This is a genomic window from Daejeonella sp. AP26, from assembly GCF_056680515.1.
The window spans coordinates 1,417,333-1,430,779 of sequence record NZ_CM155286.1 but is presented as its reverse complement, the minus strand read 5'-3'; the positions used below and the strand labels follow the sequence as shown (position 1 = coordinate 1,430,779).

Annotated in this window: 8 protein-coding genes; 6 read left to right on the top strand and 2 right to left on the bottom strand. The window is 44.6% G+C overall.

What is annotated here, in order from left to right:
• Positions 1-69 precede the first annotated feature (69 nt).
• Positions 70-828: a LytR/AlgR family response regulator transcription factor gene (locus tag AC1MCB_RS06195; RefSeq protein ID WP_479967869.1), complete on the bottom strand. Its 759-nt coding sequence runs from the start codon at positions 826-828 to the stop codon at positions 70-72.
• Positions 816-1,916, bottom strand: a complete 1,101-nt coding sequence (locus AC1MCB_RS06190; protein ID WP_479967868.1) for a sensor histidine kinase — start codon at positions 1,914-1,916, stop codon at positions 816-818. The genes AC1MCB_RS06195 and AC1MCB_RS06190 overlap by 13 nt, the downstream gene beginning before the upstream one ends.
• Positions 1,917-3,402: 1,486 nt before the next feature.
• Between AC1MCB_RS06190 and AC1MCB_RS06185 the strand changes: the two genes are divergently transcribed.
• The 6 genes from AC1MCB_RS06185 (at position 3,403) to xylA (ending at position 13,418) form a co-directional block, all read left to right on the top strand.
• A complete protein-coding gene (locus tag AC1MCB_RS06185) occupies positions 3,403-4,752 on the top strand; it encodes a TolC family protein (RefSeq protein ID WP_479967867.1) in 1,350 nt (449 codons plus the stop codon).
• A 9-nt stretch (positions 4,753-4,761) separates the two neighbouring features.
• Complete coding sequence (locus tag AC1MCB_RS06180) at positions 4,762-5,913, top strand: efflux RND transporter periplasmic adaptor subunit (RefSeq protein ID WP_479967866.1); 1,152 nt, start codon at positions 4,762-4,764, stop codon at positions 5,911-5,913.
• A gap of 26 nt (positions 5,914-5,939) precedes the next feature.
• Entirely contained in the window at positions 5,940-9,146 is a 3,207-nt protein-coding gene (locus AC1MCB_RS06175) for an efflux RND transporter permease subunit (RefSeq protein WP_479967865.1), read from the top strand.
• Positions 9,147-9,560: 414 nt separating this feature from the next.
• Positions 9,561-10,196 carry a DUF6266 family protein gene (locus AC1MCB_RS06170; protein ID WP_479967864.1) on the top strand — a complete coding sequence of 212 codons (636 nt, stop codon included), beginning with the start codon at positions 9,561-9,563 and terminating at the stop codon, positions 10,194-10,196.
• A 384-nt stretch (positions 10,197-10,580) separates the two neighbouring features.
• Positions 10,581-12,062, top strand: a complete 1,482-nt coding sequence (locus tag AC1MCB_RS06165; protein ID WP_479967863.1) for a xylulokinase — start codon at positions 10,581-10,583, stop codon at positions 12,060-12,062.
• Between the two features lie 24 nt (positions 12,063-12,086).
• A complete protein-coding gene (gene xylA / locus AC1MCB_RS06160) occupies positions 12,087-13,418 on the top strand; it encodes a xylose isomerase (protein ID WP_479968719.1) in 1,332 nt (443 codons plus the stop codon).
• The last annotated feature ends 29 nt before the right edge of the window (positions 13,419-13,447 follow it).

Genomic DNA, 13,447 nt, shown 5'->3' with positions numbered 1-13,447 from the left:
ACGAATAATCATGCCTAAGCTTACATGAACTTAAATTAATTTAAGATTCCTCAATAATTTGACGAACCGTTAACGATCAAGCCAATGTTTAAAGATGGAAGCCTTTTCGCGACTGATAAAAATTTCAACGTCGGGCCGGCGGCTTAGAACGACCTTGAGCTTTCCATTAAAGTAATTGTGAATGGTGTCAATGCTGTTGATGCTGATCAGATGCTGGCGGTTTGCCCTGAAGAATGTATCCGGATCCAGTTGCTCTTCAAGCTCGTCCATCGTCTGAAATACCGCCTGTACCTGCCCGTCTCTTGAGACCAGGTGTGAGACTTTATACTCTGAATAGATGTAATCCAGATCCTGCACTGCTACCGTTTTATATCCATCATTAACCGGGATCAGAAACCTGGTCCGGTGTACTACTTCCTGTTTCTTCATCATCTCTATCAGGTTGCTGATAGTTGAATCGGCCTGTTGCTGCGAGACGATTTGGCGATGTTTAGTCAGCGCACTTGAAAGTTCTGCTTTATCGATTGGTTTTAAAAGGTAATCGATACTGTTTACTTTAAAGGCCCGGATGGCATATTCGTCATAGGCTGTCGTAAATATTACCGGGGCGGTAATGGTGACCGATGTAAATATTTCAAAGCAAAGGCCATCGGAAAGCCGAATATCCATCAAAATAAGGTCAGGCTCGTCATTTGCCTGCAACCATTCAACACTTTCAGCTACGCTTTCTAATATTCCTGAAATCGTAACAGCAGGATTTATTTCCAACACGAGGCCCTGTAGGCGATTTGCATTCCGTATCTCGTCCTCAATAATCAATATTCGCATAATCTCAATAATGGTAATTTCACAACGAACAGATCCTTTTTTTCAATGATCTCTGGCAACCGGGTTGATAACAGTTTATATCTGCTTTCGATATTCTTTAGTCCCATATTTGTTGAAGGGATATTGAAGTTAAGTCGTTGCAAAGAATTGCTTACAATTAGGTTACCTTGCTCATCCTCTGTGACGGCGATCTTTAAAGGTTTTGATCGGGAAGCAGTATTATGTTTGATTGCATTCTCGATAAGCAGCTGCAGGGTAATAGGAGGGATCCCTTTCTTAAGAACATCCTGACTGATATTAATTTCCATCTTAACATTCTCTCCAAGCCTGATTTTCATCAGGTAGAAATACGCGTTAGCAAAGCAAACCTCGTCTTGAACAGATATTAAATTCTTGTTCAGATTCGCGATCATGTAGCGATAAACTCTGGCCAGATTATCCAAAAAGTGCTGTGCTAAGGCCTGGTCTTCTGATATTAAAGCAGAAAGGGTACTAAAATTATTAAACATAAAGTGCGGATCCAGTTGCACTTTAAGCGATTGTAGTTGTGCTTCGAGGGCATTTTCCTTTAGTTCGGCAGCCTTCAGTTTCAATTCGGCAGTTTCGAGCATGGCACCTTTCCACTTATGAAAAAAGAAATTTCCGGTGAAGATCAGGCTGATTAGAATGGATAGGAGCAAGCTCACCCCAAAGGTTTGCCTGATAACCAGCTTATCCATATCGCTCAGCTTTTTTTCACCACCCGCAATAAGAAATGTAAACTGGAGATATAGAAACAGGAAGGCAATGGTAGCCACTACCTGGATTACGAATTGAGCAGTGAACCGGCTTACCGGAAATTCGAACCAAGGTAGTGTCTGATCCAGTCGCCGTGCTACAAGAAGACTAATTTCAGTCAGCAGCCAGCAAAATATTAATACAAAGAACCATTCCGACATTATTTCCCGGGCGCTGCGGTCAAAAAAGTGGGACCACTCCCTGTAAGGATCAATTAGGAATGCAAGCACATAAAATCCTGTGAAAACCGCAGGGATAATAATGAACCTGAAATATTTATAGAAGTCTTTATTTGGTCTTATAGAATGCATTATGGGTTTCTATCGGTAACTAACTGTAACTGACAGCCAGGTGTGGTAACTGTTTCTTGACGAAGCGAGTTTGAATCTGCCCCGGTACCATTAAATATAAAGGTATGGATTATGGGATCATCGCTTTCCATTTATCAACCCAACAGATAGATTTCAAAGCCGGAACGTATAAATAGCGGACCCAAATGAGTTTAAATGAATTTAAAGTTTAAGCTCAGACTGCAAGCTCCCTGGTTGATGTATCTCAAGTGGACCTTGAGGACGCCGTAGGGTGTTCAATTTGGTTAAGAAGCTCTAAAGGATGTCGAAGGTATCCAAGCCTTCTAGAAAATAGTGAACGGAGGGGTTCGACGCCTTCGGAGTCGCAGTCTTTGCCAATCATTATTCTAAAAAGCTTTTATCCCTTCGGGATAACCGTTAATATTCAAGCTCTTCGAAAAAACTTTAACATAAGGATTATTGAGAGTGGGGAAGAAGATTTTAAAATTTTAGCCGAAACTATAAGTTCATTGGTTGATGAACTTTAGATGTGATTTTTAATAAAGTAACCTGTTGTTCGGTACGGTTAAGAGTTGCAAAGGATGCCGAAGGTATCCAAGCTTTATAGCAAATAGAAAACAGAGGGGGTCGACTCCGGGGGGGCGCAGGCAGGGCAAATCACTACTCTACAAACGTTTTATCCCTTCAGGATAAGAGTTAAGCTTAACTCTGTTCTAATGTGAAGAAGATATTAACCAATGTTCGGTACCGTTAAGAGTTGAAAAGGATGCCGAAGGTATCCAAGCTTTATAGAAAATAGTGAACGGAGGTTTTCGACTCCTTCGGAGTCGCAGTCTTAGCCAATGGTTGATGATGATGCTGGCTTAATAGTGGTTTTGAAGAAGTTAGCTCTGTGAGTGTTGTCCTAGGAGGCTATTGATTTAGCTTTTGCCTGGTCTGTGAAAATCAACATAGTTGTTATTGTCTTTTCGACTTCCTGCACTACTAGAGCAATTGCAACTGTCTTCCGAAAACCAAAGTTTGAAATCAGTAATAATGGTATGTCATTCCGCAATCTATATAATAAGAGAGTCGAATTTTGATAAGACTTTTGCACCAATGTTATTAACGGGCGGCAGCCATCTTTCGGGCTGGTAGCAGAAAAACAACAAGCAGTAGGTTTTCGTCCATTTATTTAAGCAGAAGGTTATTTATTGGCCTTCGTACCTAACTGTAGTGAACCATATGATTTAGTATATAAAAAAGTTGATTAATTCTATTTTGTTAAACTCAGGAGTCGCTTGTGTAGTGGCTAGCTCCTGTGACAATAAGGGCGGGCGAGGAATTTATTTGATGGAATTCAACCATACACTCAAATCCATTTGAGTGTCCATTTGACACACTTCAGTAAACTATATTCTTTATTCAGTAAGTTTTAAGAAAATTCAATTCTCGGGAACCGTAAATTTGCACCTCTTAATTCCAAACATTCTTCATTCAATCTCAAATGATACGTTATCAGCCCTTTACATTCCTCATCATTCTTGCATTTGTGCTGAGTGGGACGAGTGCTTCCGCTCAAATAACCAATGATTCCTTACTTCTAAAGAACGCATCGCTCGATCAGGTAATCGAATTTGCACTTACAAATAAGCCCTCTGTTAAGCAATCGCTCATTGATGAGGAGATCGGTGAACGAGAAATCAAGTCGGCTCTTTCAGGTTGGTTACCCCAGGTAAATGCAGATGCAAATTTTAATCATAACATAAAACAGCAATCTAATGCCATTACTACCAATGGGCAAACTTCCTATATAACTTTCGGTACAAAGAACACCTCCGGACTGACGCTGCAGGCAGATCAACAGATCTTAAATGCAGGCTTAATACAAGCTTCCAAATCAGCCAGATACTACCGCCAGCAATATAAGCAGACGACAGAAAATGAGAAGATAACTACTGTAGTAGAGGTGAGCAAAGCTTTCTACGACATTTTAACCAGCCAGGAACAGCGTAAAATTATAGGAGAGAATATTAGCCGTCTCGATAAGCAGCTGAAGGATTCCAAAGCTCAGTATGAAGCCGGTATTGTTGACAAAACGGATTTCCAGAGAGCTCAGATCAGTTTAAGCAACTCACGCGCCGACAAAAAGCGTACGGATGAATTGCTTAAATCAAAGTACGCTTATCTGAAAAGCCTGATCGGATACAATCCCCGTGAAGATATGAGTCTGCAATTCAGCTATCAAACCATGGAGCAGGATGTGTTACTGGATACCACTCTAATCCTTGACTACCAAAACAGAATAGAATACCGTTTGCTCGAGACTCAGAAACAACTTTTACACATCAACACCAATTATAATAAACTGGCCTATCTGCCTAAACTATCCGGTTTCATGAATTATAGTTTCAACTATTTAAATAATGACTTCGGGAGTTTGTATAACGAAGCATTTCCCGGGTCTGTAGTTGGCTTGAGACTGAACATCCCCATTTTCCAGGGAACAAAACGTACACAAGAGATCCGGAAAGCTCAATTGCAGGAAGACAGGATCGATCTGGATATCGAAGACACCAGGAACCTGATCAACTCGCAGTATGAACAAGCCATGGCTAACTATAAGGCTAATTTAAACGACTGGAAAACTGCAAGGGAAAATGTCGCGATCTCTGAACAGGTCTACAGTACCATAAAACTTCAGTACGACGAAGGTATAAAAGCTTACCTGGACCTGATGACTTCGGAAACCGATCTCCGGACAGCTCAACTGAACTATCTCAACTCATTATACAGCTTGCTATCGGCAAAGCTGGATGTTAAACAAGCAATAGGAACAATCACCATCACTCAATAAAAATCAGCAATGAACTTCAAGTACATACACAGAGGCGCACTGATCCTGGGGACATTTTTTCTAGCCTCATGCGGAAATTCAGATAAATCCGCACAGCAAATGGCGCCGCCGCCAGCCTCAGTGACTACCTACACCGTTGGTGAGGAAGAGGTGACCACAGTTGATTCTTATCCGGGAGTGGTGGTTGCATTAAGCGAAGTGGAACTGCGCGCCCAGGTGGGCGGTTATATTACCGGCATTTCCGTAAGAGATGGTCAGAAGGTAAGCAAAGGGCAGAAGCTATATGAAATAGACCGCACGAATTATCTTGCAGCCTATCGGGCAGCGCAGGCTGATGTTCAGGTAGCAAAGTCAAACCAGGCCAAAGCAAAGAAGGACGCCGATCGTTACTCAGCACTGGCTAAGCAGGAAGCTATTGCCAAACAAAGAGTTGACTACGCTCTGACCGATCTGGCCAATGCCACTTCGCAGGTATCGGCAGCACAGGCCGCTCTAGCTGTCGCGGATGCTAATCTTAAGCGCTCCGTAATTGTATCGCCGATTACCGGTACAATAGGTATCTCGCTGGTAAAATTAGGCGCTCTGGTTAGTCCGGGTACAACACTCCTGAATACAGTGTCAACTAACGACCCGATGGCGGTAGACATCTCCATTAATCAAAGCGATATTCCGCGTTTCATGGCCTTGCAGAAAAATCCTAAGAGTACCGTAGCCGACTCCGTTTTCAGCGTTGAGCTTCAGGACCGAAAGGAGTATAAAATGCAGGGAAAAATTGTAGCGATTGACCGGGCTGTAAACCCCGGAACCGGAACCATCAAGGTTCGTATCAGCTTTCCCAACTCTTCAGGTCTACTTCTTTCCGGCATGACCTGTAATGTTAAGGTGCTGAACGGCTCAGAGGGTAAACAATTAACGATTCCTTACAAAGCAGTGTCAGAGCAATTAGGCGCGTTCACGGTGTATGTGTTGGGCGATAGCAGTAAGGCTGAGCAACGCATAATCAAACTGGGCAGCGAGTCTGGTGGTAAGGTGGTGGTACGAGAAGGGCTTGCATTAGGCGACGTCATTATCTCTGAAGGCTTTCAAAATGTTCGTCCCGGAGCAGTCGTTAATCCCACTTCTTCGGCAGATACAACGAAACAGCAGGGCGCAACAAAATAATTTTTATAGTTCCTTAGTAAAAGAATATGATCTCAGAAGTATTTATACGGCGCCCGGTCACAGCCATCGTTATCTCCATCTTGATTGTGATGGTTGGTACGATTGTAATGATCGGCCTGCCTATCAGCCAGTACCCGAGCGTTGCGCCGCCGACGGTTACCGTTAGTGCCATGTATACCGGTGCAGATGCGCAAACCGTCGAGCAAACCGTAACAACCCCTATTGAGAGCCAGATTAACGGTACTCCGGGTATGAAATATTTATCCTCCAGGAGCAGTGCTGATGGCCGTTCGACCATTACAGTTACCTTCGAAGTAGGTACCGACATAGATGTGGCTGCACTTGACGTGCAGAATAGGGTGGGGATTGCAGAACCCTCACTTCCCGAATCAGTAAGACGACTGGGGGTCACTACTAAAAAGGCCAATACCGATCTTTTGATGGTATTAGGCCTTGTTTCTCCGAATGGAACCTACGACCGTAAATTCCTTTCCAACTATGCGAATCTGTATTTAAAGGATGCCTTGCTACGGGTTAAAGGTGTAGGTGACGTGCAGGCTTTTGGTCAGCCCTTCAGTATGCGGATCTGGCTGGATGCAACCAAAATGGCCAGTCTCGGAATCACCCCCGCAGAGGTAACCCAGGCAATTCAGGAGCAAAATACCAGGATGCCGGGTGGTAGCGTAGGCGGTCCTCCACAAGAGAGCAACCAGACATTCGAATTTTCAGTCGTCATGGATGGTGATCTCACCAGCGAACAAGAATTCAAAGACATTATTGTTAAAACCGGAGCAGACGGGTCAGCAGTTTATCTGGATGACATTGCCCGTGTTGAGCTTGGTGAATTTTCTTACGGAATTGGTTCCCGTATCAACGGCGATATCTCGGCGATGATGGGTATTAATCAAACTCCCGGAGGAAACGCTGTTCAAACAGCGGAAGGAATTACCAAGGCTTTAGAAGATCTGAAGAGATCTTTTCCCAACGATCTTGATTATGTCATCGGATACGAAACAGTATCCATTGTTAATGTTTCCATAAATAGTGTGGTGCATACCTTAATTGAGGCACTTATACTGGTAACCCTGGTAGTGTTTATTTTCTTGCAAAGCTGGCGTGCAACACTTATTCCAGTATTGGCCATCCCTGTTTCCATTATCGGTACGTTCATCTTCTTTACCACGATGGGCTTTTCCATCAACGTGCTTACCATGTTTGGATTCGTACTGGCCATCGGTATTGTTGTGGATGATGCCATTGTGGTGGTTGAAGCTGTTCAGCATTATATAGACCAGGAAGGTTTATCGGCAAAAGAGGCTACCAGAAAAGCGATGAAAGATATAACCGCGCCGGTTATTGCAATTGCACTAATCCTTGCCGCAGTATTTATCCCGGTGGGTTTCATCCCCGGAATGGTAGGTCAGCTTTACCAGCAATTTGCTATTACCATAGCGGTTTCGGTTTTAATTTCAGCGTTTATCGCCTTATCGTTAACGCCGGCCCTATGTTCAATACTTTTACAACCATCCCGTTTAGATAAAGAATCTAAAGGATTAAACAAGTTGTTCTACAAATTTAATTCATGGTTTGGTAGAGTAACTGCTAAGTATTCAAGGGGCGTTAAATGGTCATTGCGCAGGGCACCACTGGTGATGGTGATCCTGGTCTGTATCTATGTAGGTACCATGGCTATGTTTTCGGCCAAGCCTTCCGGATTTATCCCCAATGAAGACGCTGGAGTATTTATAGTGGGCGCAACATTGCCTGAAGGATCATCCGCAGTGCGTACCAATGCGTTCGTTGACCGCGTAACCAAAACTATTCGCAAAGAGAACCCGGAGGTTAAAAATGTCACTTCCGTTTCCGGGATCAACATCCTGAACGGTGCCTTCAAATCTAACGCTGCAACTTTCTTTGTTCAGCTTACCCATTGGGATGACCGGAACACTGTAGTCGGCGACGTAATCGGTAAAGTTTCTAAAGCATTCGCAGGAGATAAAGAAGGTACCATCCTGGCGGTGCAGCCGCCTCCAATTCCAGGTCTTGGTATTAGCGGTGGATTTTCCCTTCAAATCCAGGAGCAGCAAGCCGGCGATATTAAAGCCTTCCAGGCAATTGTCAATAAATTTCTGGCTGCCGCAAATCAGCGACCTGAAATTGGAATGGCTTATACGATGTTTAGTTCTAATACACCTAACTACAAATTAACCGTTGATCGTGAGCAGGTTAAGAAAATGGGTGTATCGATAGGGGCAGTGTATAGCACCATATCCTCTTACTTTGGAAGTAGCTACATTAACGACTTTACTAAGTATGGCCGCAGCTTCCGGGTGGTTTCACAAGCCGATACGGGCTTTAGAGCCAACATTGGCAATCTGAACAACTTGTATGTGAAAAACATGTCGGGTACGCCCGTGCCGCTTAGTGCAATGGTGACCTCCAAAAAGGTAGAAAACCCTTCAATGATCAATCACCATAACTTATTCAGAGCTATAGAAGTGAGTGGTTCCGCTAAACCCGGATACAGTAGTGGCGACGCGCTTAAGGCACTTGAAGAAGTAGCCGAGCAAACTCTTCCTGCAGGATATATTTACGATTTCTCCGGATTAAGTCAGCAGGAGCAGGAAGCCGGTAACAGTACGACCGTTATCTTCTCCCTGATCATTGTGGTAGTGTTCTTACTGCTTGCTGCACTATATGAAAGCTGGTCAGTACCGTTCTCCATCCTGTTAAGTGTTCCTTTAGGATTATTTGGCGCTATCCTGGCGCTGATGTTTCTGCCGCACCTGGATAACAATATCTATGCGCAGGTCGGATTGATCACGCTGATCGGCCTCTCGGCGAAGAATGCGATCCTGATTGTCGAATTCGCCAAAGAACGCGTCGACTGGGGTATGGAATTAATTGCAGCCACTATGGAAGCCGTTAAACTAAGGTTGCGTCCTATTATCATGACTTCACTAGCCTTTATCCTGGGTGTGGTTCCTTTAATTCTGTCTTCGGGTGCTGGTGCCGTATCCCGTCAAACCATTGGCTGGACCGTGGCCGCCGGGATGCTTTCAGCTACTATACTCGCTTTATTCATCGTACCTGTCCTCTTTGTTTTAATCACGAGAGTAGCATACGGAAAAAAGAAACTGGCAGAACTGCAAGCTCAATACAATCCCGAAGATCATAAAGATTCGCTTCACGCGGATGAGGAACCCGCTGAGTTGCCCGAAATTTCAAAATAGATACACCACATAATATCAATTCTTAAAGCGTCCGCACCCCGGACGCTTTTTTTTCATAGCAATTTCTTGTGTTTGATTCAATTGTCTGCAAACACGCGGGCACATAGACGGCTTGGCCTGCTTCTATTTCTTTTGGGGTAAATGTGAAAGAACATCAAAAGGTGCCTCTTAACTGGAAGGAAATTACAAGATATCAAAAACCGAAACGAAAGTGGTTTTAAAGGGGCAGTTCCAGGTAGTTAAAAACTTTCTGGATAACAGGGTGATAACAGGGTATTAACAGGGTTATAACAGCGTCTTCACTATATCCCGAAATAGTGAGCATATGGGTAGTACACTGTTAATTGCGCGTATGAAACTTTTTAATTATATTGAACTTAATTTTAATTTATTAGAAACGTTTATAACAAGGATATGGCAACTTTTAACAACGGAATATTAGGAGGCTTTAGCGGAAAAGTGGGCACCGTAGTCGGCATCGTGCAAGGCGATAGATATCACATGCGCTCATTACCGCGGCGCAGAACAAAGCACACACCGGGAGAACTGTTAAACCAGGCTCAATTTAAGATGGTTCAGGATCATTTGAAGCCGGTCAAAGAACTGGTAAAAGCCGGTTTTAAAGATTATTACACTCAGACAGGCGGCTACAGGGCTGCTGTTGCCTACACCCGTAAAGTGGCGGTGGTGAGTGATGATGCCGGGTCTTACATTGATCCCGCATTGTTCAGGATCAGTGGGGGTGAACTGGCTGGGGCAATTGATCCAACGGTTACTCTCGGGGAGGGCAACGTGTTGTCTTTCAGTTGGAATATATCAGAAGTTGACCAGTATGACGGTTCCGATCAAATGATAGTACTCATTTACGACACCGTTAACCTCAGAGCCCTCACCCGGATCTTTGACGGCGCTTTCCGTAATGCCGGTGAACTAAGTATCGCCCTGCCAGCTACTTTCCAGGGAGCCGAGGTGGATATTTATATTGGCTTTATTGCCGCGGATCGGTCGGGGCAATCGGATAGCCAATATTTGGGTAGATTGGTTGTCTAATCTCGGAGATTGAAACAGGAGATGTGAGTATGAAAGTGGTTCTTGGATATGGAGATATCTTGTGAGTTGAAATTCAATTTTATTACCTCTGACATGCAGGCCGAATTAAAACCTTAGCTCGTTTAACTACACTTTTAATATTTCCGTCGATAATTATATCAGAGCGATTTATTTTCTGCTAATGCGGAGTTATTAGATATTACCAGCAACTTTATCCTCACGTAAAGGAATAGTGCTCTGTGAACGACAGATGATATGAGTCCACATTCTCTATTCTCAAAAATTAGTCTTAAACTTATGACAATGTTGGCATAGTCAAAGCGAGTGGGACAATCATCCTGCTTTATGTGAAAGCTTTCAGCCTCAACTTTACAAATTGTTTTTATGCTGTTACTTGGAATAGATGTAGGCACCTCTTCAGTAAAAATTTCAGTGGTAGATTCCACTACGCAAAAGAGCCTGGCCTCTGCGCAATACCCGGTAACGGAATCTAAAATCACGTCTCATCAAGCGGGCTGGGCTGAGCAATCTCCGGAAATGTGGTGGGAGCATACCCTTCAGGCTTTAAAGCAAGTCAACGCCTCCGGGACTTTTAATCCACTAGATATTGGGGCTATTGGTATTGCATACCAAATGCACGGGCTTGTAATGGTAGATCAGAACCATCAAGTGCTGCGTGACTCGATCATCTGGTGCGACAGCCGGGCGGTGCCATACGGCCAAAAAGCGCTTGAACATATCGGTCAGGAAAAGTGCCTTTCAAGTTTGTTAAACTCGCCGGGAAATTTTACTGCGGCGAAATTGGCCTGGGTAAAAGAAAATGAGCCGGCGACATTTGCCAAAATCTACAAGATCATGCTGCCTGGCGATTTCATTGCCATGAAATTGACGGGCGATATTACTACCAGCGTTTCTGCGCTTTCAGAAGGAATTTTCTGGGATTTCCAAAAGGATCAGGTGTCGGAAGATGTAATGAATTTCTTCGGATTTAAGCCGGATATTATTCCGGATATAAAACCGCTGTTCTCGGAGCACGGCCAGGTATCTCCAGAAGTCGCCAAAGCTCTTGGCTTGAAAGCCGGTATTCCGGTGGCCTATAAATCCGGCGACCAGCCGAACAATGCCCTGTCTTTGAACGTTCTTAACCCGGGCGAAGTAGCGGCTACCGCCGGTACGTCAGGGGTAATTTATGGGGTAAGCGACCAATTGACTTATGATCCGCAGTCACGGATTAATACTTTTGCGCACGTAAACTACACTCCGGAGTCAAAACGGGTTGGTATGCTCATGAACATTAACGGTACCGGCATAATGAACAGCTGGGTTAAGGAAAATATGGGTGACGGTCTGGATTATCAGCAAATGAATTCAGAGGCCGGTAAAGTGGCGGTTGGCAGCGACGGTTTACGCATATTTCCTTTCGGGAATGGGGCCGAAAGGGTATTCAATAACCGCATCATCGGTGCCCAGTTCCATCACCTTAATTTGAACCTGCACGGTAAATCACACGTGTTCCGGGCAGTGCAGGAAGGTATTGCTTTTACATTTCGGTATGGGCTGGATATTATGCGTACCAACGGCATGAACCCGAAAGTGATTCGGGCCGGCCACACGAATATGTTCCGGAGCGAGCTGTTTGCTGAAGCCTTTGTGAACGCCACCGGGGTGCCAGTAGAACTATACCAGAATGATGGAAGCATTGGGGCTGCCCTCGGAGCTGGAATTGGTGCAAGGGTGTTTTCATCACCCCAGGAAGCTTTTAGCCAGTTTGAACCACTTAAACTAATTGAGCCATCTCAAACGGAGAACTATGAGGCCGTTTACCAGGACTGGAAAGCACTATTAGAAAAACAATTAAAAAACTGATTTACATACAAATACAAACATATGATGGCAAATCCCACTTTAGGAGAGAAAGAATATTTTACAGGTATCGGAAAAATCAACTTTGAAGGCCCCGAGTCTGATAATCCATTGGCCTACCGGTGGTATGATGAAAACCGCGTAGTAGCCGGTAAGACATTAAAAGAACATTTCAAGTTCTCTGTAGCCTACTGGCATTCCTTCAACGCCAACGGCAGTGATCCGTTTGGCGCGCCTACGTTCAACTTTGCCTGGAATGAAAGTAAGGATGTGATTGAGCGCGCGAAGGCAAAGATGGACGCCGCATTTGAATTCATCACCAAGCTGGGCATGCCGTATTACTGCTTTCATGATATTGATGTGGTAGACTATGGCAATGATATCGCTGAGAACGACCGTCGTCTGCAGACCATGGTGGAATATGCGAAAAGTAAACAGGCGGAAAGTGGCGTTAAGCTACTTTGGGGAACAGCCAACGTGTTCTCGCATAGCCGCTACATGAATGGTGCTTCTACAAATCCGGATTTCCATGCCCTGACTCACGCCGCCGCGCAGGTGAAAGCTGCCCTGGATGCTACCATTGCTTTAAACGGCGAAAACTACGTGTTCTGGGGTGGTCGTGAAGGCTACATGACTTTATTGAACACGAACATGAAACGTGAGCAGGAGCACTTTGCACGTTTCCTACATACTGCCAAAGATTATGCTCGTAAGCAAGGTTTTAAAGGCACATTCTTTATTGAGCCGAAACCAATGGAGCCTACTAAGCATCAGTATGATTATGACTGTGCTACGGTAATCGGATTTCTGCGTCAGCATGACCTGCTGGGTGATTTTAAAATCAACATAGAGGTAAATCATGCAACTCTCGCAGGTCACACCTTCCAGCATGAGCTGCAGGTAGCGGCCGATGCCGGTGCATTAGGATCAATAGATGCAAACCGTGGTGACTACCAGAATGGTTGGGACACTGACCAGTTCCCGAACAACGTCAACGAGTTAGCCGAGGCCATGCTTGTGTTACTGGAGGCAGGCGGATTGCAAGGTGGCGGTGTTAACTTTGATGCTAAAATCAGAAGAAACTCTACCGACCCAACAGACCTTTTCTATGCTCACATCGGCGGTGCCGATACCTTCGCCCGCGCCCTCATTACAGCCGATAACATCCTGCAGAAGTCAGATTTTCTGAAGGTGCGTCAGGATCGTTACGCTTCCTTTGACAGCGGCAAAGGAAAAGAGTACGAAGAAGGTAAACTTACCATGGAAGACCTGCGTGCCTACGCTATTGAGAATGGCGAGCCTGCTGTGAAAAGCGGCCGGCAGGAGTACCTGGAGAATCTGGTTAACCGATACATTTAAAGTTTGGGACTTAGCTGTAATGCCCTAAA

What these genes read in the sequence shown, in the direction of transcription:
- AC1MCB_RS06175 (WP_479967865.1), top strand. Translation starts at nt 5,940, where the DNA reads ATGATCTCAGAAGTATTTATACGGCGCCCGGTCACAGCCATCGTTATC.
- AC1MCB_RS06195 (WP_479967869.1), bottom strand. Translation starts at nt 828, where the DNA reads ATGCGAATATTGATTATTGAGGACGAGATACGGAATGCAAATCGCCTA.
- AC1MCB_RS06165 (WP_479967863.1), top strand. Translation starts at nt 10,581, where the DNA reads ATGCTGTTACTTGGAATAGATGTAGGCACCTCTTCAGTAAAAATTTCA.
- xylA (WP_479968719.1), top strand. Translation starts at nt 12,087, where the DNA reads ATGGCAAATCCCACTTTAGGAGAGAAAGAATATTTTACAGGTATCGGA.
- AC1MCB_RS06185 (WP_479967867.1), top strand. Translation starts at nt 3,403, where the DNA reads ATGATACGTTATCAGCCCTTTACATTCCTCATCATTCTTGCATTTGTG.
- AC1MCB_RS06190 (WP_479967868.1), bottom strand. Translation starts at nt 1,916, where the DNA reads ATGCATTCTATAAGACCAAATAAAGACTTCTATAAATATTTCAGGTTC.
- AC1MCB_RS06170 (WP_479967864.1), top strand. Translation starts at nt 9,561, where the DNA reads ATGGCAACTTTTAACAACGGAATATTAGGAGGCTTTAGCGGAAAAGTG.
- AC1MCB_RS06180 (WP_479967866.1), top strand. Translation starts at nt 4,762, where the DNA reads ATGAACTTCAAGTACATACACAGAGGCGCACTGATCCTGGGGACATTT.